Annotated in this window: 18 protein-coding genes; 13 read left to right on the top strand and 5 right to left on the bottom strand. The window is 51.7% G+C overall.

The window, feature by feature from the left end; all coding sequences use genetic code 11:
- Positions 1–161 precede the first annotated feature (161 nt).
- Positions 162–1,127 carry a glucokinase gene (gene glk, locus L462_RS11535; protein WP_014171063.1) on the top strand — a complete coding sequence of 322 codons (966 nt, stop codon included), beginning with the start codon at positions 162–164 and terminating at the stop codon, positions 1,125–1,127.
- A gap of 32 nt (positions 1,128–1,159) precedes the next feature.
- Here the strand turns inward: glk and L462_RS11540 are convergent, their stop codons facing one another.
- Complete coding sequence (locus L462_RS11540; protein WP_020883103.1) at positions 1,160–1,891, bottom strand: LytR/AlgR family response regulator transcription factor; 732 nt, start codon at positions 1,889–1,891, stop codon at positions 1,160–1,162.
- Between the two features lie 13 nt (positions 1,892–1,904).
- The gene (locus tag L462_RS11545; RefSeq protein ID WP_032678646.1) at positions 1,905–3,602 is read right to left on the bottom strand and encodes a sensor histidine kinase; all 1,698 of its coding nucleotides are present in this window, start codon (positions 3,600–3,602) and stop codon (positions 1,905–1,907) included.
- A 386-nt stretch (positions 3,603–3,988) separates the two neighbouring features.
- Here L462_RS11545 and alaC point away from each other — a divergent pair, with 386 nt between their 5' ends.
- Positions 3,989–5,227, top strand: coding sequence for an alanine transaminase (gene alaC / locus L462_RS11550; RefSeq protein ID WP_025203511.1), 1,239 nt, complete (start codon positions 3,989–3,991; stop codon positions 5,225–5,227).
- A gap of 52 nt (positions 5,228–5,279) precedes the next feature.
- On the opposite strand, the gene ypdK is transcribed toward alaC, so the two are convergent.
- The 3 genes from ypdK to L462_RS11560 form a co-directional block, all read right to left on the bottom strand.
- On the bottom strand, positions 5,280–5,351 hold the full coding sequence (ypdK, locus tag L462_RS25135; RefSeq protein ID WP_099458937.1) for a membrane protein YpdK: 72 nt from the start codon (positions 5,349–5,351) through the stop codon (positions 5,280–5,282).
- 354 nt (positions 5,352–5,705) lie between these two features.
- Positions 5,706–6,626: a kdo(2)-lipid IV(A) palmitoleoyltransferase gene (gene lpxP / locus L462_RS11555; protein ID WP_025203512.1), complete on the bottom strand. Its 921-nt coding sequence runs from the start codon at positions 6,624–6,626 to the stop codon at positions 5,706–5,708.
- A 283-nt stretch (positions 6,627–6,909) separates the two neighbouring features.
- On the bottom strand, positions 6,910–7,386 hold the full coding sequence (locus tag L462_RS11560; RefSeq protein ID WP_032678645.1) for a WbuC family cupin fold metalloprotein: 477 nt from the start codon (positions 7,384–7,386) through the stop codon (positions 6,910–6,912).
- A 173-nt stretch (positions 7,387–7,559) separates the two neighbouring features.
- Here L462_RS11560 and L462_RS11565 point away from each other — a divergent pair, with 173 nt between their 5' ends.
- From L462_RS11565 to L462_RS11615, 11 genes are all read left to right on the top strand, one after another.
- Positions 7,560–8,228 carry an ECs1377 family protein gene (locus tag L462_RS11565; protein ID WP_032678644.1) on the top strand — a complete coding sequence of 223 codons (669 nt, stop codon included), beginning with the start codon at positions 7,560–7,562 and terminating at the stop codon, positions 8,226–8,228.
- Between the two features lie 857 nt (positions 8,229–9,085).
- Positions 9,086–9,586 carry a type VI secretion system contractile sheath small subunit gene (gene tssB, locus L462_RS11570; RefSeq protein ID WP_025204527.1) on the top strand — a complete coding sequence of 167 codons (501 nt, stop codon included), beginning with the start codon at positions 9,086–9,088 and terminating at the stop codon, positions 9,584–9,586.
- 33 nt (positions 9,587–9,619) lie between these two features.
- On the top strand, positions 9,620–11,167 hold the full coding sequence (tssC, locus tag L462_RS11575; RefSeq protein ID WP_032678642.1) for a type VI secretion system contractile sheath large subunit: 1,548 nt from the start codon (positions 9,620–9,622) through the stop codon (positions 11,165–11,167).
- Positions 11,168–11,185: 18 nt separating this feature from the next.
- A complete protein-coding gene (gene tssK, locus L462_RS11580; protein ID WP_032678640.1) occupies positions 11,186–12,523 on the top strand; it encodes a type VI secretion system baseplate subunit TssK in 1,338 nt (445 codons plus the stop codon).
- Positions 12,520–13,173, top strand: a complete 654-nt coding sequence (gene tssL, locus L462_RS11585; RefSeq protein ID WP_032678639.1) for a type VI secretion system protein TssL, short form — start codon at positions 12,520–12,522, stop codon at positions 13,171–13,173. The genes tssK and tssL overlap by 4 nt, the downstream gene beginning before the upstream one ends.
- 3 nt (positions 13,174–13,176) lie before the next feature.
- Complete coding sequence (locus tag L462_RS11590; protein WP_181006733.1) at positions 13,177–14,901, top strand: OmpA family protein; 1,725 nt, start codon at positions 13,177–13,179, stop codon at positions 14,899–14,901.
- 4 nt (positions 14,902–14,905) lie between these two features.
- Positions 14,906–15,397: a type VI secretion system effector Hcp gene (gene hcp / locus L462_RS11595; RefSeq protein WP_032678638.1), complete on the top strand. Its 492-nt coding sequence runs from the start codon at positions 14,906–14,908 to the stop codon at positions 15,395–15,397.
- Positions 15,398–15,567: 170 nt separating this feature from the next.
- On the top strand, positions 15,568–18,216 hold the full coding sequence (tssH, locus tag L462_RS11600) for a type VI secretion system ATPase TssH (protein ID WP_032678637.1): 2,649 nt from the start codon (positions 15,568–15,570) through the stop codon (positions 18,214–18,216).
- Between the two features lie 4 nt (positions 18,217–18,220).
- On the top strand, positions 18,221–18,853 hold the full coding sequence (locus tag L462_RS11605; protein ID WP_032679721.1) for a hypothetical protein: 633 nt from the start codon (positions 18,221–18,223) through the stop codon (positions 18,851–18,853).
- A gap of 550 nt (positions 18,854–19,403) precedes the next feature.
- On the top strand, positions 19,404–21,914 hold the full coding sequence (locus L462_RS11610) for a type VI secretion system Vgr family protein (RefSeq protein ID WP_032678636.1): 2,511 nt from the start codon (positions 19,404–19,406) through the stop codon (positions 21,912–21,914).
- 16 nt (positions 21,915–21,930) lie between these two features.
- Entirely contained in the window at positions 21,931–24,258 is a 2,328-nt protein-coding gene (locus L462_RS11615; protein WP_032678635.1) for a hypothetical protein, read from the top strand.
- Positions 24,259–24,266 lie beyond the last annotated feature (8 nt).

Below are 24,266 nucleotides of genomic sequence, written 5' to 3'. Positions count from 1 at the left end.
CAGCTTTATGGCAATAGTGCAAAAGGTGCTGAAACGGTAAAGTTATTCTGTGACGAAGATCGATAATCCACGGGCATTCACCTTCCGGTCGTTGTTGTTATCACGCCTTGAACTTACAGTGTCCCAAAGATTTATTCTGACTTTAGCGGAGCAGTAGAAGAATGACAAAGTATGCTTTGGTAGGCGATGTGGGCGGCACGAATGCTCGCCTTGCCCTATGCGATGTAAATAGCGGTGAAATTTCCCGGGCGAAAACCTATTCAGGGCTGGATTATCCAAGTCTTGAGGCCGTTGTTCGGGTCTATCTTGAAGAGCAACAGGTGAGCATCGAAGACGGATGTATCGCCATTGCCTGCCCGATTACCGGTGACTGGGTGGCGATGACCAACCATGTCTGGGCATTTTCCATCGCTGAGATGAAAAAAAACCTTGGTTTTTCGCATCTTGAAATCATCAATGACTTTACTGCCGTGTCCATGGCGATCCCGATGCTGAAGCCAGAGCATCTGATTCAATTTGGCGGTACAGCGCCAGTAGAAGGTAAGCCGATTGCGGTCTACGGTGCCGGTACCGGTCTTGGCGTTTCACATCTGGTTCACGTCGACCAGCGCTGGGTAAGCCTGCCGGGTGAGGGCGGTCACGTGGACTTTGCGCCCAACAGCGAAGAAGAGGGCATTATCCTCGAAGAGCTGCGTGCTGAAATCGGCCACGTCTCCGCCGAGCGCGTGCTTTCCGGTCCGGGTCTGGTGAATCTGTACCGGGCGATTGTAAAATCAGACGGCCGTCTGCCGGAAAATCTGCAGCCAAAAGATGTGACCGAACGCGCGCTTGCGGACAGCTGCATCGACTGTCGCCGTGCGCTGTCGCTGTTCTGTGTGATCATGGGACGGTTTGGCGGCAACCTGGCGCTGACGCTGGGCACCTTCGGGGGAGTTTACATCGCGGGCGGGATCGTACCGCGTTTCCTCGACTTCTTTACTGCCTCAGGCTTTCGCGGTGCGTTTGAAGACAAAGGTCGCTTCAGAAGCTATGTGCAGGACATCCCTGTGTACCTGATTGTGCACGATAACCCTGGCCTGCTTGGCTCGGGCGCGCACCTGCGTCAGGTACTGGGTCAAATCCTCTGACGACTATCCCTCTCCTGCGGGAGAGGGGATTTTTACAGATGCATCAGCTGGCGGAACTCTTTCACCTTGCTGCGACTCACCGGGACCTGAAAATCAAGATCCTTCAGACGCAAAATATAGGTGTTGTTAAACCACGGTTCGATCTCGCGGATCTTGTTTAGATTGACGCAAAACGAACGGTGGCAGCGGAAAAAGTGCGCCGCCGGCAGTTTGTTGCAAAACTCGGTGATGTTCATTGCCATCACGTACGATTCACGCCGTGTATAGACAAACGTCATCTTCTCGTGCGCTTCGGCATAGTAGATATCGTCGATAGGCGTCACGATGATGCGTTCATCCTTGACCAGGTTTATGGTGTCGTTTTCACGTATCGCCGGGCTTGCGTTAGCAGGCGTGGCCTGTTGTTGCCATGCGGCTTCCAGCTTTCGCAGCATGCTGACAATACGCGATTCCTGGTAAGGCTTCAGAATATAGTCAAACGCTTCCAGTTCGAAGGCTTCTACGGCGTGCTCTTTCCAGGCGGTAACGAAAACAATAAACGGCTTATGGGCAAACTGATTAATATTTTGCGCCAGTAATACACCGTCCAGTGATGGAATGTTGATATCCAGAAAAATGGCGTCGACCCGGTTATGCTGCAAAAACTTGAGTACGTCCAGACCATCCTCAAAGGTACCCACAATCTCCATCTGGCTGTGCGTTTTGATAAGCCAGCTCAGCTCCTGTTGAGCCAGAATTTCATCTTCCACGATGATGACTTTCATTGATTACTCCGGCCTATGGCAACAGTGATGTCGCCGCATGAACGGGGGAGCGTTCATTCGGGACGTAAAAAGCAATTTCGGTGCCGGGTTCGAGACGGTGAATGTGCAGTCCGTCGCCGAACAACAGCTTGACCCGATGGTGCACGTTCAGCAGTCCAATTTTATTGCCCGGCATTTCGTTAGACTCCACGCGCTCAACGACTTTTGGATCAATACCGTGGCCGGTATCGCGCACGGCAATGCGCACGCGGTTACCGCTTTCGGTTACGCTGATGGTGACCACGCCTTTACCTTTACACGGCTGAATGCCGTGAACAATCGCGTTTTCCACCAGCGGCTGGATCAGCAGGCTTGGGATCACACAGTTGACCTCTTCATCGATATCGTAAATCACCGTGAGCTTGTCGCCAAAACGGGCCTGCTCAATCGCAATATAGTCCTTGATCTGATACAGCTCTTTTTTGATGTCAATCTGCTCGTCATCGTTCAGTTCAATGTTGTAGCGCAGGTAGCGCGACAGATTGAATATAAGCTGACGCGCGGTGTCCGGATTCATCCGGATGGAGGACGAGATGGCGTTCAGCGCGTTAAACAGAAAATGAGGATTGATTTTGCTCTGAAGCGCGCGCAGCTCTGCCTTATTTGCCATCTCGCGCAGCTGTTCTGCACGGGAAACTTCCAACTGGGTAGAGATAATCTGCGACAGGCCGATGGCCATCTCCTGAAGCGTGGAGGTGATCTGGTGCGCGTGGCAGTAGTAGATTTTTAGTGTGCCCGTTACCACGCCTTTTTCCCACAGCGGAATCACCAGCATGGAGTGGATTTCCGGCGTTCGGTGAGCTTCATCATTGTTCTTAATGATGATTTTACCGTAGTTGATCGCCTGTCGGGTGGTGGGGCTAATGGTATCGTCATTATCGCGGTAATTGTGTTCCCCGACGCCGACGTAAGCCAGTACGTGGTCGTTATTGGTAATGGCGACCGCATCGGCATGAATATCGCGGCGGATAATATCGCAGACCTGACGTAATGACTCCGCGTTCACATGGCGGAAGAGTGGCAGCGTTTTGTTGGCGATATCCAGCGCAAGCTTGGCCTGACGCGCGGCACTGGCCTCTTTTTCTCCCTCAACGCTTTGTACCAGCAGCACGATAAAACCGATGCAGACGCTGCCGAGGATCATGGGAATACCGATTTTCGAAACGATATCCAGCCCCAGTGCGATAGTGGGGGCCCACACCACCACCAGGATCATGGTCAGCGTTTCGCACACCATGCCGGCGATGATCCCGGCGCGCCAGCGCTGCTTTTTCGGGATCTTGCGGTTAATCCATCCTGACAGTACCCCGGCAATAATACTGGTAATAAAACAGGGAATTGCCGTCACGCCACCGATATCAATCAGGTAACGGTGCGTACCGGCAATCAGTCCGGTGATGACGCCGACCCACGGACCAAACAAAATCCCGCCGGACATGACGGCAATGATACGCACGTTAACCAGCGATCCCTCGACCGGCACGCCGGACCAGGTGCTGAACAACGCGAACAGCGAGAAGATCGCGGTGACGGCCAGCAGCTCTTTTGGCGAGTGCGCAGACTTGTGCAAAAGCTCGCGGAACAGGCGAATGCGGATGAGGAAAAACAGGCAAATCAGCATTAATGCCGCACGGTCAAAAACCGCCAGCAGCATATTGAATATTTCGTGCACGAGTAGACCAGGGAAAACGGGAAAGGACCATGATAAAAAACCTGGCGCGTATTGACCAGCTATCCGTCAGGTTTATCAAATGGGGAAAAACCCTGTTTTGCAAAGGGGATTATCAGGAGAGGGCTGAAGTCGCCCGATTTTTTTGTGATAACGCCTGAGCAGGTAACGGTTTTGATATCATCGTGTTACACAACAGATATCAGAAAGAGGCTGTCACTTCGGACGCTTCCGCTTTTCAATGCAGCAGGGTTCCGATTTTAGCGCGCACTCTTTTTTTTCATTTCCCTCTCGACAGCATGATTTTTTTCAGGTTATTTTCTAAACATGCCACATCGGTGGCAGCGTCGCTCGGACGGTCCGGGCGCTAACGTTAATCTGAGGAATCTATGGCTGAATTCAGTCCTGAACGCCGTTTTACGCGTATCGATCGTCTCCCCCCTTATGTATTCAACATCACTGCTGAACTGAAAATGGCTGCGCGTCGGCGCGGCGAAGACATTATCGATTTCAGCATGGGTAACCCTGACGGCCCAACACCGCCGCATATTGTTGAGAAGTTATGTACGGTTGCTCAGCGTCCGGATACGCACGGCTACTCTACCTCTCGCGGTATTCCTCGATTACGTCGTGCAATTTCTCGCTGGTATCAGGATCGCTACCAGGTCGATATCGACCCTGAAAGCGAGGCGATTGTCACCATCGGCTCAAAAGAGGGTCTGGCGCACCTGATGCTGGCGACTCTGGATCATGGTGATACCGTACTGGTGCCCAATCCGAGCTACCCGATTCACATTTATGGCGCCGTGATTGCCGGAGCGCAGGTTCGCTCCGTACCACTGGTGGAAGGGGTCGATTTCTTTAACGAACTGGAACGTGCGATTCGCGAAAGCTATCCGAAACCTAAGATGATGATCCTCGGTTTTCCGTCGAACCCGACGGCGCAGTGCGTAGAGCTCGATTTCTTTGAAAAAGTGGTCGCCCTGGCCAAACGTTACGACGTGCTGGTGGTGCATGATTTAGCCTATGCCGATATTGTCTATGACGGCTGGAAAGCCCCTTCGATTATGCAGGTTCCTGGCGCACGCGATGTGGCGGTTGAGTTCTTTACGCTGTCGAAAAGCTACAACATGGCTGGCTGGCGCATCGGCTTTATGGTGGGCAACAAGACGCTGGTGAATGCCCTGGCGCGCATCAAGAGTTATCACGACTACGGTACCTTTACCCCGCTTCAGGTCGCGGCTATTGCAGCACTTGAAGGCGATCAGCAGTGTGTGCATGAGATTGCTGCGCAGTATAAGCGTCGCCGTGATGTGCTGGTCAAAGGGTTGCATGAAGCTGGCTGGATGGTGGACATGCCAAAAGCGTCCATGTACGTCTGGGCTAAAATTCCGGAGCCGTATGCGGCAATGGGATCGCTGGAGTTTGCCAAAAAGCTGCTGCAGGACGCGAAGGTATGTGTCTCGCCGGGCATTGGCTTTGGTGATTATGGCGACACCCATGTGCGATTCGCTCTGATTGAAAACAGTGACCGCATCCGGCAGGCGGTGAGGGGCATCAAGAGTATGTTCCGCGCCGACGGACTTCTCTCATCTAAAAGCGTCACCGAACATCACGCGTCATCATGACATAAAAAAACAGGAGCCATCGGCTCCTGTTTTTTTGACTGCATGTTCTTCACTAGATCATCAGGGCAAACGTTCCGGCCCAGACTAAAACAATCACCGAAATGCCCATAAAGAAATATTTCACGTTTCATCGCTCCGCGTATCTTGTGGTACGCATTTAAAAACAGAGTCCACCTGATTATAGAGAGCTGAAGTTGGCTTATAGCGGAAATAAGATTTTTCCCGTAATACCGCCGACTCCCGCTCAGAATTCTGTGCTTTCCTGTTGCCAGACGGCGCTAATGTACGCCTAAAAATGGGGGGTGACAAGAGGGATTTTTTTAAATAATTTCCGTCACTTACGGGTGTCGTGGAACGGCGACAGTTTGATTTCAGAACGCAATAAATTCACTTTGAGCGACGCAAAGAAAGACAGTACACAGCGTGATTACAGGTCATTGAAAAGGTTAGTTTCTTAACGAAACTAACCTTCTGGAATTTAGATATACAGCGAGGCTTCGCCAAGAGGGCGTGTTTTGAAACGGCGATGCATCCAGAGATATTGCTCAGGCGCACGCATGATTTCCATTTCGATAACTTTATTGATGAACGTAGCGGCTTCGCCTTCGTTTTCCGGATAGTTAGCCATCTCAGGGGAGATATGCAGGCGATAACCTGATTTATCCGCTTTTCTGACCATCGTGACGGTCAACATGGAGGCACCGGAAAGACGTGAAATCACAAAGGTACCATTGGTCGTGGCGACATCTTTCACCGCAAAGAACGGAGCGAAGCTACTGCCTTTACGCCCATAATCCTGGTCCGGTGCGAACCAGACGGCCTCACCTTTTTTCAGTGCGCCAACCATGCCGCGCAGGTTGTTACGGCTGATCATCGCCTTATTCGAGCGCATACGACCACGTGTCTGCACCCATTCCATCACGGCGCTGTTGTGCGGACGGTAGGTTGCCATCATCGGCTGGCATAGCCCCATGACGCGACCCCCCAGTTCCAGAGACATAAAGTGAACGCCGACCACCATCACGCCGCGGTTTTGCAACTGGGCACGTTTCAGGTTATCCAGGCCTTCCACATCAAACCATTTACGAACACGTTCATCAGACCAGAACCATGCCATGCCGGTTTCAAGCAGAGCCATGCCGATAGATTTAAAGTTTTCAGCAATCAGTTTTTCGCGCTGTTCCGCATTGTACTGTGGAAAGCAAAGTTCGAGATTTTTACGCGCAATAGACTCACGACGTTTAAGGAAGTGACGCGATGCGCTGCCAAGCCTGGAGCCCAGAATGCGGATTACGGGATAAGGAAGCTGAACCAGTAACCAGAGCACGCCAAGACCAAACCATGTGAACCAGTAACGCGGGTGCAGAAACGCGCGTTTGAATTTGGATTGTGACAAAATAATGGGAACCTATATAAAGTCGGTGAAAGTCACGCATTGCGTAACCACGTACCTGTTAGACCGTAGTACAAGGTCATGGTTGCAGGCTTTACCGATCTTTACGGCGTTGCCTGGCCATTGCTGACGTTGGGTGGGCGGTATAATGTAGCACCCTTTATACGGTATGTGCTATTACTCGTGCTTGATTAAAAAAGCGGCAATTCGAAAGGTCTTTGATTTTTCTGTTTTTATAAACCAGAACAGATGCGCGACGGCATCTGTTTGGATATTTTGAAAGCAGTCGTTATGCTTTCCAGGCCGCATCGCCAGGCTGTACCTGTTTATACCATGCCATCAGCGCGGCTGTATCGGGCTCTCCCTCGGCGGGGGCCCAGGTAACGAAATCCTCATCAGCCACCGGTTGATAGCCACCGTGTTTAACTTCAAAAATAACGCCGCCATGATCCAGTGACAGTACGGCATGCCAGGTTCCCGCCTCCATCTCCAGCGCCATACACGCTTCACCTAATACGACGCGACGGGTGACGACGCCCTGGTCGTCAAAATTCAGCACGACAAAACGCCCGCGAAGGGGAAGTAACAGCTCAAAGGTATGCGGATGACGATGAGGGCGAACATAGGTGCCAGGTTCCATCGCGATGGCCAGTCGCTGAACCGGGTCGCTCAGTTCAGGATGAAAGTTACGATGCGCGCGTAAACGCGGGGCGTTAGCCGCCGCTTCACTTTGTTGCTTCAAATCGGAGAGCGTGATTTGTTTCATGGTGGCTGCCTAAAGAGAAGAGGGCCTGTGGAGTAAAGCAGTGGAATTGTAATACGGAATAACATAACCCGTATAAATGAGGGTTCAATCACTGCACATCACCTCTGGAGCATAATAACCTGTGCTGCTAAATTCTCTTTAGCGGCTAAAACGTGACTGACAGGGAAAAGCGGGTGACAGAGCAAATCGATTATCAGATTGAAAAATACAGATTTACCGAGGCGAATGAACCTCCGCGTCTTACCCGTCAGTGGGCCGACGTTTTAAGCGAGTGCAAGGCGATGCAGGCCGGGGCCGAGGCGCGTCTGCGTATTGCCCTGACCAATGTCGATTACGTTACCAGCTTTGAGCTGCCTTTCCGCCTGCTGCTCGTGCGGACACCTCAGTTAATTGCCGGGTTGCGTGATGAACTGCAGCTCAGCCAGAAGAATGTCATTTTTAACGGGAAACGGTTTGGCTGTGTCTGGAGCGTGAAGTCCGATTTGAGCGATGTTCCTGACGTTTTTCAATATCATCTGTCCACACGTATACGGCGAATGGAAGCGACACAATTGACCGCGGAACCTTTTCTGCAGATAGCCAAAGAAATTAAGCCCCCCACGGAACGTCTGAAGCGTGCTCTGTTAAGTGGTCTGGAGGTAACCGCACTCGATGCGCTGTTCTGGTTTGGGATCCAGCGGATTGCTGCTGAGGTGTCGCGTCTGAGAAAGGCCGGAATGAGAATTACCACTGCGGAAAAACAGGTATTTGATAATCTTACCGGAACGACTCGCCTTGTGCCGGTGTATCGACGCGCCGATGAGAGCATGGTGTCCCCTGCAGGAATGCAACGGCAGGAATGACCCTTTATTATATAAAGTGAGAGCATGCTTTGGGTTACAGAGGGGGCCCGGTTAAGGGCGTGATGATATCTTTCAGGAAAGTTAAATCAACAACGTTGCACCAGACGGTGTTATACAGATTTCAAAACCAACTTTAATGACGTCGTGTCAGCGTCGTCCCCTCTGTATCCCTGGAACCCTGATTTTAGCAACAAGATAGGGTTGTTGTTCAAGGTTGTGCCCACTCCTCGATTGATGCCTGAGATTTACCTATCACTGGCACTGGGATGAGGCATCCATAAAGTCCCCGTGATATTTACTTTTCTGATGAAAATAATAAAACTCATTTAAGTAAATAATAAAAAATGGTGAAGGCCTGTAAATGTCGCCAATTTTTTCACATAGGCAGGCATGTTCTGCCTTTCATTTTTGATAAAAGTACAAAATCAGATATTTCATGTGATTGATGAGATTTTATACAAAATAGCCCCTAAATTAAATTGATCACTTACTGTACACCCTTATTTCATAAGGGTTAAAGGGGTGTGCAAGAAAATTCTTATAAATCAGAAAGATGATCTTTGGTTGTTAAGATTTTTAGCGGCAACGTTTTGTTACATTTTTTGGTTTCCGATCGGGCAGGGAACGTTCCTACACTCCGGCTATTGGGTCTTATCCGAAATTTTTTTCATTTCAGACAAAAGCTCAAAAACACAATGTCGATATGCTGGTGAATGGAATGTGCCCGCTTTTAATTCCGGGGTTTTGATTTTCGTCCGATGACGTGAACCTGGAAGCTGTTCTGGCTGGGTTTGCCTTTCTTATTAATTTCTCACTGGCATTGACCGTTTTTATAACTCCATAAAACAGGGATAGCCATGTCTAACTCTTCTTTTCAGTCCGAAATACCCAAGGCACGTATTAATTTAAAGCTTGATTTGCATACGGGCGGAGCGAGCAAGAAAACTGAGCTCCCCCTGAAATTACTGGTGGCGGGAGACTTCAGTAATGGTCAGGAGACTGCACCACTATCGGAGCGCAAAAAAGTTAATCTGAATAAAAACAACTTTGACTCTGTTCTTTCCGAATATTCCCCAATCGTAAATATTACCGTTAAAAACACGCTTGCTGGTGATGGTAGTGAGGACAACATCAATCTGACATTCCAGAGTATTAATGATTTCTCTCCGGAGCAGGTTTCGCGGCAAATACCTCAGCTGAAGGCCATGCTTTCCATGCGCAATTTGCTTCGCGATTTAAAAGCCAATCTCCTTGATAACCAGGCTTTCCGAAAAGAGCTGGAAAAAATTCTTCTCGATCCTGCATTAAGTGCAGAACTCAGAGCCGAACTCTCAGCCCTGGCCCCGAAACAGCCATAACGGCCATGTGCTTTTAACGGATTAATAAGGAATATGTTGATGTCTGTAAAAAATGAGAATGCCGCGGGTAACGAGAGCGTAGTGCTTGAACGTCCTGCAGCAGGCGGGGTATATGCGTCCCTGTTTGAAAAAATCAATCTTAACCCTGTCTCTGAGCTAAGTGCGCTTGATATCTGGCAGGATGCACAGGCGATGTCGGATGCAACAGCAGACGAACGTTTAACTGCCGGCATGAAGGTGTTCCTGGAATGTCTGACAAAAGTGGGCTCAAAAGTTGAGAAACTCGATAAAAACCTGATTGACCACCATATCGCGGAACTGGATTACCAGATCAGCCGTCAGCTTGATGCTGTTATGCATCATGAAGACTTTCAGGCGGTAGAAAGTCTGTGGCGCGGTGTGAAATCTCTTGTCGACAAAACCGATTTTCGCCAGAACGTGAAAGTTGAACTACTGGATATGTCTAAAGAAGACCTGCGTCAGGACTTTGAAGATTGCCCGGAAATCGTCCAGAGTGGGCTGTATAAACATACATATATTGATGAGTATGATACCCCGGGTGGCGAGCCGATTGCTGCGCTGATTTCCGCTTACGAATTTGATGCGTCTGCCCAGGATGTAGCCCTGCTGCGCAGCATCTCTAAAGTGTCTGCTGCTGCACATATGCCATTTATCGGTTCTGCCGGCCCGAAATTCTTCCTGAAAGACAGTATGGAGGATGTGGCGGCCATCAAGGATATCGGCAACTACTTTGACCGCGCTGAGTACATCAAGTGGAAATCCTTCCGCGAGACGGATGATTCCCGCTATATCGGTCTGGTTATGCCGCGTGTACTGGGGCGCCTGCCTTATGGTCCGGATACCGTACCTGTGCGTAGCTTCAACTACGTCGAAGAAGTGAAAGGTCCGGATCACAATAGATATTTGTGGACCAATGCTTCCTTTGCCTTTGCGACCAATATGGTACGCAGCTTTATCAACAACGGTTGGTGTGTACAGATACGTGGCCCGCAGGCTGGTGGTGCTGTACAGGATCTGCCTATCCATTTATACGATCTGGGCACTGGCAATCAGGTGAAGATCCCGTCTGAAGTGATGATCCCTGAGACGCGTGAATTTGAATTTGCCAACCTGGGTTTCATTCCATTGTCGTACTACAAAAATCGCGACTACGCGTGCTTTTTCTCTGCGAACTCCACGCAGAAACCGGCGCTTTACGATACCGCCGATGCGACGGCCAACAGCCGCATTAACGCTCGCCTGCCGTATATCTTCTTGTTGTCACGTATCGCGCACTACCTGAAGCTCATTCAGCGCGAAAACATCGGCACCACTAAGGATCGTCGTCTTCTGGAGCTGGAGCTGAACACCTGGGTTCGCGGTCTGGTGACGGAAATGACCGATCCTGGCGATGAGCTGCAGGCGTCCCACCCACTGCGCGATGCGAAAGTGGTGGTGGAAGATATCGAAGATAACCCGGGCTTCTTCCGCGTGAAGCTGTACGCCGTACCGCACTTCCAGGTGGAAGGGATGGACGTCAATCTGTCTCTGGTTTCTCAGATGCCGAAAGCCAAATCGTAAGGCGAGGGGAAATCAGGGATGAAAATTTATCGCCCGCTTTGGGAGGATGGGGCAGCTCTTGCCCCACAACAGTTCCAGCAGCAGGCACGCTGGAGTGAGCATGTTGCCGACATGGTCGCCCGAATGGGAATTTCGCATCCCTGGGGTGTGGTTGCGGCTGAATTTGATGATGCCGCACTGGTGCTCTCGCGCCTGAATGCCACCCGTCTGGTGGTTCGTTTTCAGGATGGCACGATTGTTGATACGGGCCTGGCGGATAATCTTCCGCCGGTCTGTGATTTATCCGCCGCAAACGGTTCTGAGGCTGTTGACGTGGTTGTCGCACTGCCCCTGCTGAGCGCCAGTGGCGGCAACCTAGATAACGGGCAGGACAGTGAACGCCCGCGTCGCTGGAAAGCCGAACGTATAGTGGTGCAGGAACTGGCTGGCCATGAAAGCGGAGAACTCGCCATTCTGCGTAATGCGCTCACCCTGCGTCTGTCCAGTCAGGAAAACACGGCCTGGCTGACCTGCCCGGTGGCACGTCTGGTGCGTAATGCGCAGGGACAGTGGAGCAGGGACCCGGCTTTCATCCCGCCGATGCTTTCCGTTTCTGCAAGCCCACTGCTGACCACCGAACTGGGCGACCTGGTGGTCCGGCTGCAGGCCCGCCGCCGACGTCTGATGGCGATGCGTCGTGAGAGCAATGAGCGGATGGCCGACTTTGCGGTTGCGGATGTCTCCCTGTTCTGGCTGCTTAATGCCCTGAACAGCGCCGAGCCGGTGCTGACGGAACTCCTGCAGACACCTGCACGGCACCCGGAACTGCTGTATCGCGAACTGACCCGTCTGGCCGGCAGCCTGCTGACCTTCTCACTGGAGCACGATGCCGGAGACATTCCTGCTTATCAGCACGATACACCGGAACGGGTATTCCCACCGTTGTTGGCACTGCTCGATAAGCTGCTGGAAGCGAGCCTGCCGTCGAGAGTAGTGAGTATCCACCTCGAACATCAGGACCAGATCTGGAAGGGTGTCCTGCACGATGCGCGTCTGCGCGAAGGGGCGGACTTCTATCTCTCCGTACGCTCCACCATGCCGAACCATGAACTTCAGACGAAGTTCCCGCAGTTGTGTAAAGCGGGCAGCTTTGATGATGTTTCGGATGTAGTGAATGTGGCCCTGAGCGGGATGATTATCAAGCCTCTGACGCATGTTCCGGCCGCTATCCCGTTACGTCTTGAGAACCAGTATTTCTCTCTTGATCTCAATACTCAGGCGGCAAGAGCGATGCTTGAAATGGGCAACTGCACCTTCTATACCCCGCGTTCGCTGGGGGATGTGAACCTTGAACTCTTTGCGGTGCTGCGCACATGAACAAATCCGAACTCAGCCAGTTAGAACGTATCTTCTACCCTGGCTGGCTGATGGCCAGCCAGCTACGCGGTGGGCAGGAAGTCCGTGATGGAGAAGGGCTCTATCGCCGGGCCAGCCGTCTGGTGCAGGAGGCGAAGATTGCGCTCACGGAGGCAGGCTACAGCAATATCAGCCGCGACCATATGGTGTATGCCCTGTGTGCACTGCTTGATGAGAGCGTGATGAACAGGGGAACCACCGATGATGGATACCTGACCTGGCGGCGTGATCCGTTGCAGGCACATTTTTTTGGCACCCTTAATGCCGGGGAGGAACTGTGGGAACGGATCCGGAAACTGCTGAAAGAAACCGCCCCTGATGCCGCCGTCCTGACCTGCATGTACCGGACCCTGCAGCTGGGATTCGTTGGTCAGTATCGCGCCCAGGACGACGAGCGTCGCGAGGATATTGTTCGCGCGCTCGCTGAACGGGTACCGGCCTTCACGTTGGCACAGGACGCCCCCATTGTTTCCCGCGCTTCACGCCTGCGCAGCGGCCGTCGGTGGTACTGGCTGTCCTGGATTGCGGCCACTGTTGCCCTGGCGGCTCTCTGGTTCTTCCTTTCGTCTTCGCTTGCCGAGCTGGTAAGCCAGACTGTCAGGCCGGGGTAAGCGATGCGGGATGTATACCGAAGTCTGTTAACTGCCCTGGGTGCCGTGCTGGCGCTGTGGCTCATCCTGGGATTCTGGCCACTGTCCACGGGCAGCCGTGTGGCGCTCAGCCTGCTGGTTGTTCTGGTGTCCGGGGTAATGTTCTGGCGTCAGCATCAGGCTTCTCAGATCCGCGTCACCGCTGTCCGGGGGATTATGGATGAAATCCTGCCGCCGGAAGATTTTCAGGGGGCGGTGATCCTCGCCTGTGGTGATAACGTCCTGCTGTTTATGTCTGGATACCGTCACCGGGAAACCCGACAGGGCTGGTATTTATGGGTGAAGGATGCGGAACAGCTGCCTCTCTTTGCACAGCACCTGAGTCTGGTTCGCCCGGCCCTGGTATCGCAAATCTCCGTCATGCTGGCGGTGGTACCCGAGCTACACACATCCGGTGATGATTTTACACAGTCGCTGCGGGGATGGCAGCGTGCTGTCGTCCAGTGCCGTGCGGCATTCGGCACGATCCCTCCACTGTGGACCGTGACCTGGGTATCGCCACCAGCGGCCTGCACGGATGCAGAGTCCGTCTGGTTTACCTCCGTAAGTCAACGGAGCGGTATTCAGGTATATCAACCCGGTCAGGGAAATATGTCACTGACGGAATGGACCCGCGAGACCGAAACAGACGGACGACTTTCCCGTCTGAGCCAGAGCCTATGGCTGGACAGTCTGCTTGCCTGGCAGAGTTGTGCGGTCAATGACCTGCTGTCGGTACGACAGGGCGAGCTGCCGGTGATGACGCCCTGCGTGCAGGGCATATGTATGGCACCGGTGAACGGTATCACGGGCAATCTCTGGCAACAGCACATCACCGCCGTGACGGCGCTGCCACCGGATACTGCCGTTACCCCAGAACCCCTGCCGCTGCCTGAATTACTGCTGGCGGCGTTACCGCGCCGACGTGGCGTCAGCCGCAGGATGGTGTACTGGCGTTATGCCGGGCTGCTGGGGGGCATTTTCCTTGCGCTGGCTATGCTGGCGTCCTGGTTGAACAACCAGCGCTTGATCCGCAATGTCAGCGACCATCTTGCATTATACCAACATCTGACCGGCACACCGGCTGCGCCGAAATTGCGGGCGCAGCAGCGGTTGCGGGCTGATCGGGCATTGCTGGACGACTGGCAGCGCCGTGGGGAGCCGCTGCGTTATCGCCTGGGTCTGTATCAGGGACTGCGGCTGGTTCCGCCTGTTGAGGCAGCCGTCAGCGACTGGGCACCTCCGCCACCGCCTCCACCGGTCATTAAGAAAATCATTCAGGGTCCGAAAACCATTCGACTCGACAGTATGTCGTTGTTTGATTCCGGTAAATCGGCGCTGAAGGCCGGGTCAACCAAAATGCTGGTGCATTCTCTGGTCGGCGTTAAGGCGAAACCGGGCTGGCTGATTGTCGTGTCCGGACATACCGATAACACCGGCAATCCGCAACTGAACCAGACGCTGTCACTGAAACGTGCTGAAGCGGTGCGTAACTGGATGCGTGACACCGGCGATGTGCCGGAAAGCTGTTTTGCGGTGCAGGGCTATGGCGAAAGCCGTCCTGCCGCAACCAACGACACTGTGGAAGGGCGTGCGCTCAACCGTCGTGTCGAAATCAGTCTGGTACCGCAGGCCAATGCCTGTCAGATACCGGGCAAACACCCGGCGCCATCGCAGGATGATGGCGCATCACAATTAAATGGAGAGTAATTCCATGGCAATTCCTGTTTATCTTTGGCTGAAAGACGACGGCGGTGCGGACATTAAAGGGTCTGTAGACGTCCAGGATCGCGAAGGCAGCATCGAAGTGGTCGCTCAGGAACATAATCTGTACATCCCGACCGATAACAACACCGGCAAGCTGACTGGCACCCGTATCCACACGCCGTTTCTGTTTACCAAAGAAATCGATTCGTCCAGTCCGTACCTGTACAAAGCTGTGACCACCGGTCAGACCCTGAAATCTGCAGAATTCAAGTGGTACAAAATCAACGATGCGGGCCAGGAAGTGGAGTACTTCAACACCAGACTGGAAAACGTGAAAGTGGTGAAAGTAAATCCTGAAATGTATGACATCAAGGATCCTGCAAAAGAGAAGCACAACCACCTTGAGCGTATAGAACTGCGTTACGAAAAAATCACCTGGACCTACAAGGACGGCAACATCATTCATTCCGATTCCTGGAACGAACGCGCCACCGCGTAAGTCACGAAGCGGACAGGGCTTTTCTGTCCGCTTTTTTGCCGAGCGTCTGTCATTACGGGCGCTGAGCAAAGAACCCCACAATCTGCCTGCCCGACTGTATGCGCTTTGGTCCCCTGAACGGGAAACAGCGAAGGGCGGTAGCGTGCCCGGAGCCATCAAGAGAGAGAAAAATGGAAAATCCAGCCATCCTGTTACGTCGTCTGAATCCGTACTGTGCCCGCGCGATGGAAGGGGCGGCTTCACTCTGCCAGACCCGTGCCCATGCAGAAATCCTGCCTGAGCACTGGCTGCTGAAATTGCTGGAGCAGGGGGAGGGAGACCTGACGTTACTGGCACGTCGCTACGAGTGGGATATGGACAGCATCTGGCAGGGTTTGCTCGGCTGGCTGGATAATCAACCGCGTTCGGTGCGCACCCGCCCGCAGTTATCTGCCGAGCTTCAGAAACTGATGCAGGAAGCCTGGATGCTGGCTTCGCTGGCAGGTGAAGAGCACATCCGTAGCATTCACCTTCTTATGGCGCTGACGGAAAATCAGCGACTTGCTCACTGTGACGGGCTGTGGCCTTTGCTGACGCTGGGCCAGCGTCAATTTGAACACCTTCGTCCTTTGCTGGATGCGCAGTCAGACGAACGCCCGGAGGTGCAACACGAAGAGCAACTGTCACAAGAACATGGTGGTGAAGTGGAGCTTGTCGGCCGTCCGGTCGGTGCAGAACTGAAAGAAGGCGAACTCAGCCCGGCGCTGCAAAACGCACTGGATAAATTCACCCTCGATGTCACCGCCAAAGCTAAAGAGGGCAAGATTGATCCGGTGTTCGGGCGTGATACGGAAATCCGTCAGATGGTCGACATTCTCTCGCGCCGTCGTAAGAACAACCCGATTCTGGTCGGTGAGCCGGGCGTGGGGAAAACCGCGCTGGTGGAGGGGCTTGCATTACGCATCGCCGGGGGCAACGTACCGGAAGCCCTCAAGCCGGTTGTTCTGCGCACGCTTGACCTCGGTCTGCTGCAGGCGGGCGCGGGCGTGAAAGGAGAATTTGAACAGCGTCTTAAAAATGTCATCGATGCTGTGCAGCAATCGCCAGTGCCGATTTTACTGTTTATCGATGAAGCTCACACCCTTATCGGTGCTGGTAACCAGGCGGGCGGGGCAGATGCGGCCAACCTGCTAAAACCTGCGCTGGCTCGCGGCGAACTCAGAACCATTGCTGCCACCACCTGGTCTGAATATAAACAATATTTTGAGCGCGATGCCGCGCTGGAGCGCCGCTTCCAGATGGTGAAAGTGGACGAACCGGACGACGATACCGCTTGCCTGATGCTACGTGGCCTGAAATCGCGCTATGCCGAACATCATAATGTGCATATCACTGATGACGCGGTCCGTGCCGCGGTCACGCTATCTCGTCGCTATCTAACCGGTCGTCAGCTGCCTGACAAGGCCATTGACCTGCTGGACACCGCCGCTGCCCGCGTGCGTATGAGCCTCGATACCGTACCCGAACAGTTGACCCGCATTCGCGCGCAGATGACCTCGCTTGAAATGGAGAAGCAGGCGCTGCTGGAAGATATCGCCGTCGGCAACAAGGGCCATGGTGGTCGACTGACCGCCATCGAGCGGGAAGAAAATACCCTTATCATTGCACTTGATGAACTTGAAACCCAGTACGGCCAGGAACTGAAACTCACCGAACAACTGCTGGAATGCCGTCAGGATATATCCCGCCAGAGTGAGGCCCATAAGCTGCAGCAAGCGCTGAATGGTATGCAACACGACAACCCGCTACTTTCCGTTGATGTGGATGTGCGTACCGTGGCCACCGTTATTGCCGACTGGACAGGCGTGCCGCTGTCTTCCTTGATGAAAGACGAGCAGACTGAACTGCTGAGTCTGGGAAACGAAATGGGCAAGCGCGTGGTCGGCCAGGATAGGGCGCTTGAAGCCATCGCCCATCGCCTGCGTGCCGCGAAAACCGGGCTTACGTCGGAGAACGGCCCTCAGGGGGTATTTCTGCTGGTTGGCCCGAGCGGTGTGGGGAAAACCGAAACAGCGCTGGCGCTAACCGATGTGCTGTACGGCGGCGAAAAGTCGCTGATTACCATCAACCTTTCTGAATACCAGGAGCCGCACACGGTTTCCCAGCTGAAGGGCTCGCCTCCGGGCTATGTCGGTTATGGCCAGGGCGGCATTCTGACCGAAGCGGTGCGCAAGCGTCCGTACAGCGTGGTGCTGCTGGATGAAGTGGAAAAGGCGCACCGCGTGTTCTATCAGGTCTTCGACCGCGGCTTTATGCGCGACGGAGAAGGGCGAGAAATCGACTTCCGTAATACCGTAATTCTGATGACCTCCAACCTCGGCAGCGACCACATCATGCAACTGCTGGACGAACAGCCGAAGGCCAGCGAAAGCGATCTACAGGAACTGCTGCGCCCGATTTTACGTGACCACTTCCAGCCGGCGCTGCTGGCCCGTTTCCAGACGGTGATTTACCGCCCGCTACATGAGGCTGCCATGCGCACCATCGTGGAAATGAAACTCTCGCAGGTGAGCAGGCGCCTGCATCGTCATTACGGCCTGACCACGCAGATTGATGAGAGCCTGTATGACGCGCTGACTGCCGCCTGTCTGCTGCCGGATACCGGCGCGCGTAACGTTGACAGTCTGCTCAATCAACAAATTCTGCCTGTGCTGAGTCAACAACTGCTGACTCACATGGCCGCGAAACAGAAACCAACGTCTCTGATTATGGGTTGGAGTGAGGAAGAGGGTATCGGGCTGGAGTTTGATGTGCGCTCTGGTTCTGTAATTGATGGGTAGTGATATGGACAGCGCAAAAGAGATTGCCAGAGATATGCTTGAGGCCATTAATATCGATGGATCCGGTTTTGTCGGCGCCGTGGCTAAAGGCGTTATTTCCTTACCCGTTAGCTTTGCCTATCTTGGCTATGATTTTATAGACACTGAACACCGCAGAGAGAATCAGGATGATAAATTTCGGTTAGCAAGGCTGATCAAAACTATCACTTTTGATAAAGAAACTGTTTATAACATCATCAAGCCATTTATCGATGATTTCATCTCCCGGGTTGATATATCTGCTGTCGGTCTTCAAATTACTGGCAGTAGTGTGGGGAAAGCACTTTTTTCACAATTGACCGGCGTGCAGCGAGGATATGTGATTTCGGATCGAGCAACAACGGCACTGTTTGCGGGGACCGTCATTGGATCATTACTTTCGATTGGTGCAGAAGCATCACGTGCTATTTATACGTCACGATATTTACGAGGCAGGAATCCTAAAGTTTATTATAAATTAAAAGGTATGGGGGATGTGGACCTTTTATATTTTCTTGTTGAAGATACAGTAAAGCCATTTGAAATGGCATGCGCCATTGGTGAATGCAACTCAGAAGAGTTTAATGAGATTTGTAAATGCTTTTTTGGTGACTTATGAATTTTAAAAGCACTATTATTTTTGTCTTTTTTAAGGGTGTTTGTGCTGTTGGGGCAACTTTAGTTCTTGTGGGACTTATTATGTCTTGTTGGTTCTTTTTTGTATCAGAGCAAGAGAACAAATTCTGCTTTGGAGGGTTGGCTTTTGTTGTTACATGCGTTGGATATGTAATCTATCTATATGCATTCCCAAAAATTCATAAAAAATGGGAGGATCATTATTAGTTTTATTAGGCACCTGGTTTAAATTGAACGTTATGAACATAAAAGATTTCATACTTATCATTGTCTCACGGATCATTGCCAGCATCGGGATGACACCAGGAACTATCAGTATAGTTTACTCTGTATACTGCTACTTCTTTTCTGCCAATCCTTACCGCTTTATTCCAGTCGGGGAAGGTGTAGTGGTCTTGCTCATAGGATATGGACTTTATAAACCCGCCCTGAAATATATTTATGTTGAGTGGGTGCATTATAGATAGTATTCATCATACTGTGGAGTTTGATTTTATTCAATATCATTCTGGCCCGGGACAGGAGTTATAGAAATGGAAGATATATTTAAAATGACAGAGGGTATCCTTAATCGCTATAAACTCGATATTCCTTCCTGTCCTTATCCATTAGATGTGGAACATTTTGATGGTTTAGAACAAATGAGTGCTCTTTATCATTATACTATTCGTTTTACCAGTTCACATCCGGACATTACGGCTGAAATGATGTTGAGTAAAACCGTTACGCTGAGCATGGGGGTGGGGGAACTATTTAATTCTATGGTCGGTAAAATTGTTCATGGTGTAGTGACAAATTTCCGACGTCTGACCGGTTCACGCGATCAGGTTACATATGAAATTATTCTGGAACCTTTTATATCCTTACTGGACAAGCAGTTTCGTACTCACCGTTTCTTCGTCAACAAATCAGTGCCGGAAGTGGTAGAGCAAATTCTTGGCGAGCATGGTTTGAAGGGATGGGAGTATGAGTTCAAGCTTAAACAAACTTACCCAAAACGGGAACAGATAAACCAGTACCAGGAAAGTGACCTGGAGTTTATCGAACGCCTGCTGGCCGAGGTTGGGATTTTCTACTTCTTCACTCTGCAGCCGGACACGCAAACTGAAGTGGTGCACTTTGCTGACAAGCAGAGCGCCTGGACGTTTGGCAAATCGCTACCTCTCAGCAGCCCGTCAGGGATGAATGATAATGCTGCCGAATCGGTGTGGGGCGTTAACGTTCAGCAGAACGTGGTGGAGCGTTCTGTCACGGCCAGTGACTATAACCACCGTGAAGCCCAGAACATCCTGACTTCAGTACCGGCTGACATGACCCGCGGCGACGGGGAGGGGAATACTTACGGTGATGTGTATCACTACCGGCCACGTCACCTTGAACGTGGCGATAAAATCACGCCGGCGGCAGAAACCGGTAACTTCTGGGCGCGCCTGGAGCATGAGCGCTTTCTGTCCACCCAGACCACGGTAACCGGCAGCAGCACCGACCACACCCTGGGGCCGGCGCAGGTGCTGACCATCACCGAAATGGCTATCCCACCAACACTGCCCCGCGAAACGGAGAACGGTGTTGTTATTATCCGCACTGGCTACTCTGCCAGCCGTAAGAATGCCCTGAAGGTGGCATGGGTAGCGATGCCTTACTACGAGAACCGCTGCTGGCGGCCTGCTGCTAAAAAGCGCCCGGTGGTCAGCGGCACCCTGACGGCCCGCGTGACCAGCGCCAAAGATAACGACATCTACGCCTGGCAGGATGCATCAGGCATGTACCGGGTGAAATTTGATGCTGACCGTGACGACAAGCGTCAGGGCATGGAAAGTATGCCGGTACGCTTTGCCAAACCTTATGGAGGCGACAAGTACGGTTTTCACTTTCCGCTGATACAGGGTACTGAAGTCGCCATTGCGTTCCATGAAGGTGACCCGGACCGTCCATACATCGCTCACGCCCTCCACGACTCCCGCCACGTTGACCACGTCACTGAAGCCAACAGCACGCGTAACGTTATCCGCACAGCTGGCCTGAATAAACTGCGGATGGAGGACAAGCGCGGCGAAGAGCACGTCAAGCTCAGTACAGAATACGGAGGTAAGACCCAACTGAATTTAGGGCACAACGTTAACGCTTCCCGCGAACTTCGTGGCGAAGGCGCTGAGTTACGTACTGACCGACACGTTTCCATTCGCGGTGGTGGTGGTGTGTTTATTACGGCGGATAATCAACCAAAAGCACAGGGTGTAATGCTGGATATGAATGCGGCTGTCGCCCAGTTACAGAGTGCGCTACAGCTGGTCACCGCTCTGGCACAAAGTGCCGGAACTTCCGGGGCACTGGACGCGGATATCCCTTCGCAACAGCAGCTTGCCCTGACACTGAATCAACTTAAAGAAGCCGGATTATTATTGTCTGCGCCCGCGGGGATTGGGGTCACTACGCCTAAAAATATTCAACTTACCGCAGGCCACACCCTTACGGCCACCGCAGGTGAAAATACGGATATGACGATTTTCAAACGGCTGACCGTTGCGGCGGGTGAAGCAATCAGCTTATTTGCCCAGAAAATGGGCATGAAGATCATTGCTGCAGGGGGCAAAGTAGATATTCAGGCACAGTCTGATGCTATGAGACTTCAGGCCGATCAGCAGATGGCCATTAATAGTGTTAACGGTGAAATTGTATTGAATGCGGCAGAAGGAATTATCCTGACCAGTAAAGGCGGTGCTTATATCAAAATCAAAGATGGATCTGTGGAAATTGGAGCGCCCGGAAAAATCGATCTGAAAAGTACAAATATTCTGTGGGGTGGTGGGGCCTCTCTTGAACAGGCGCTGAAGCCTGCAACAGTAAAAGATCCGCAGTATCAATTCCCTGTAAGCGGTGGGTTTCAGGTTGTGGACAAGGTCACTCAAAAACCTAAACCTTGGGTGGCATATCGAATAGAAACGCCTGAGGGCAAAATTGTTTGTGGCAGGACTGACGAAAATGGCTATACGCAAAAACACTATGGTATTGACCCACAGAATATTAAGCTATTTTTTGAATAAATAAGGTGGCCAGAGTATGGATACTAAAGCGAATGCTGAATGTCAGCTAAGTAAATCTGAAAATAACATTACTCAAGTCTGTCATGAATCAGGCGTGCTCTATTTCCGTCCTGAAACTGAAGAAATTATTGTTGTCCCTGCACAGGATGCGGGCGATTTTGAAACTCACTGTCTGGAGATGATGGGGCATGTTGATGAATTTCATCAGGCAAACCATGCTTATTCTTCCGCAGTAGAGAAATATGGGCTGCAAAGACAGCAAGCTGGTATAGATATTGACTCCCTCATTGCGGAGGTTGTTGCCGCAGAAACTACGCTGGAAAAAAAGCGGGAAGCGTTGTTGGAAAAACTCGCAGAGGGAGAAACAAGTAATATGGGATATCAGGATGTGGTGGAACTGCTCCCGTTACTCGATACCCGCGGAAGGGAACCAGGTAATCAGCGACTGGGGCGGCGTTATGCTTATGCCCGCCAAAGCTATTATTCTGAACGTTCCGGCGGGCGTTCTCAGGCCGGGGCTAAAAAGAAGTGGCGTACTGTCTCGCTGAAGAATAAGGACACAGCAACCGGAAAAGAGAGTATCTATACTGTTGACGGTCACGGCCGCCGAAAGATTGATACCAAAAAGCTGAAAGAGCAGTTGACCAAAGAGATATTGCCTACGATAAAACTTGAACTTAAAGATTACGTCGATCTGAATGACTATAATGTGGATGAAACACTGTTTGACTGGGCGGATAGCTGGAATAAAAGTCTGGCGGGGAGTCATGCCTTTGATAATGGCGTAGATGTGTCGGGGGCTGCTCAGTTCATGCGTTTTGTTTCTAATATCGGTGCCGAGGCAGAATTTAACCCTAATGAAGGGAGCGTCAAAATTAAGGGTGAAGCAAAAGGGACTTTAACTGTTGCATCAGGTATTGGTTGTGCAGAATTTTTTATTCCTGACCGACTGGGCTGGGAGCTGAAATATACGCCTGAAAAAGAGGCTGACAGCAACACTGCTACACAGACTCCGACAAGTTTTAACATGGGGGTGGTGCGAATATATATTGAAAATCAGCTCATTGGTTTTGTTGGTGCGTCAGCCCAGGTCGAGGCCCAACTTCAGGTCATGGTAAAGGATAACGAGCAACAGATTGTTACTGGTCAGCCACGGGGACGACTACCGCGCTTTCAGGAACGTCAGTCAGGCCGCAGCAGTCAGTTTTACCAGCAGATGAAAGAAGAAGATGAAGGGGCTTCAATTACTGCTAATGCCTTTGCTGGTGCGAGTGCGGAGTATTCGCTAAAGGGCGCCGTTCAATGGCTAAAGCCCACGCCTGCGCCATCTGCGGATAGTACGGCTATCACCAAAACGGTAGGGGAATTTACCGATTTTGCTGCTATTGGTGCCAGCATTGGGGGTCTGGCGGGGATTGGTGCAGGAGCTAAATTCTTGTGTACCTTTATTAATGGTAAATTCTGCTTTAAGGTTGCTGCCAGCTTGTGCTGCGGAGTCGGAGCAAAAGGGGCGTTTCTTTGTGAAGTGGGGGGGAAAGCCTTGCTGGAGTTTGGAAGCTGGCTGGCCTATCAGCTATTTGCCCTGGACTATCGCTTTTTAGACCTGGTATTTGAGGACGCTTTTAAAACTTTTACCCGAATATGTGTGATGCAACTGGCTGATTTAAAAAAAGATATATATCAAGTATATAATGAATTAATGTCTGACGCTGGTGACGTTGCAGTTGAATTTAAAATTTTCATGTTAAATTTAATTGATGATAATAAAATAAATATTGAGGCTTCTAAAAAACGTAATCAGTTAGCCGCAAATATTATTGCTAAACCGGAGCGGCTATTAACCTATACCCCGGAGGCCAAGGGGATTTTACTCTATCTGTTGACCCGCCATGGAAAGTGGGATCATGTCGATCCAGAAAACCGCAGCAGCTTGCTGTTGGATATCTATCCTGAACGGAAAGAGGCAATTATTCAGGTACTCTGTAGCATCCAGACCCGGCGTGAGTGGGTTAAGGTGATGTGCCATCGTAGTAAAGATGGTTCTGATCTGGCGCAGATTGGCGATAAGCAATTGGTGGTAAAAGAGCAGGAACAACAGTTACTTGAATTTCTTCGGGAAGGCTTTAATCGTGACCAGGATATGAAACGTAGGGCCGCTGAACTTGCGGCACAGGAGCTATCAGAAATCTACCTCCGTCTGAAAACCGGGCAGGAACTCTCCTGGGGCTATGCGCTGGCGATGAATAACACTCGCTGGTATAACCTGAACCGTGCGCCGAATCCCCACTTTCCGCAGCGCTGCGAGTTTGGTCCCAGTGAAGCGACGATGACGCGAATGGCTTAAGGAGATAA

Source organism: Enterobacter sp. BIDMC 26 (assembly GCF_000534435.1).
In the GTDB taxonomy this organism is placed as follows: Bacteria; Pseudomonadota; Gammaproteobacteria; order Enterobacterales; family Enterobacteriaceae; genus Enterobacter; species Enterobacter ludwigii.
The sequence above is the reverse complement of the archived record's forward strand: the minus strand, read 5'-3'. Positions and strand labels throughout refer to the sequence as shown.

Excerpts from the sequence above, each read along its gene's own strand:
- glk (WP_014171063.1), top strand. The coding sequence starts at position 162 with ATGACAAAGTATGCTTTGGTAGGCGATGTGGGCGGCACGAATGCTCGC.
- L462_RS11540 (WP_020883103.1), bottom strand. The coding sequence starts at position 1,891 with ATGAAAGTCATCATCGTGGAAGATGAAATTCTGGCTCAACAGGAGCTG.
- alaC (WP_025203511.1), top strand. The coding sequence starts at position 3,989 with ATGGCTGAATTCAGTCCTGAACGCCGTTTTACGCGTATCGATCGTCTC.
- L462_RS11560 (WP_032678645.1), bottom strand. The coding sequence starts at position 7,386 with ATGAAACAAATCACGCTCTCCGATTTGAAGCAACAAAGTGAAGCGGCG.
- tssB (WP_025204527.1), top strand. The coding sequence starts at position 9,086 with ATGTCTAACTCTTCTTTTCAGTCCGAAATACCCAAGGCACGTATTAAT.
- tssC (WP_032678642.1), top strand. The coding sequence starts at position 9,620 with ATGTTGATGTCTGTAAAAAATGAGAATGCCGCGGGTAACGAGAGCGTA.
- tssK (WP_032678640.1), top strand. The coding sequence starts at position 11,186 with ATGAAAATTTATCGCCCGCTTTGGGAGGATGGGGCAGCTCTTGCCCCA.
- tssL (WP_032678639.1), top strand. The coding sequence starts at position 12,520 with ATGAACAAATCCGAACTCAGCCAGTTAGAACGTATCTTCTACCCTGGC.
- L462_RS11590 (WP_181006733.1), top strand. The coding sequence starts at position 13,177 with ATGCGGGATGTATACCGAAGTCTGTTAACTGCCCTGGGTGCCGTGCTG.
- hcp (WP_032678638.1), top strand. The coding sequence starts at position 14,906 with ATGGCAATTCCTGTTTATCTTTGGCTGAAAGACGACGGCGGTGCGGAC.
- tssH (WP_032678637.1), top strand. The coding sequence starts at position 15,568 with ATGGAAAATCCAGCCATCCTGTTACGTCGTCTGAATCCGTACTGTGCC.
- L462_RS11605 (WP_032679721.1), top strand. The coding sequence starts at position 18,221 with ATGGACAGCGCAAAAGAGATTGCCAGAGATATGCTTGAGGCCATTAAT.
- L462_RS11610 (WP_032678636.1), top strand. The coding sequence starts at position 19,404 with ATGGAAGATATATTTAAAATGACAGAGGGTATCCTTAATCGCTATAAA.
- L462_RS11615 (WP_032678635.1), top strand. The coding sequence starts at position 21,931 with ATGGATACTAAAGCGAATGCTGAATGTCAGCTAAGTAAATCTGAAAAT.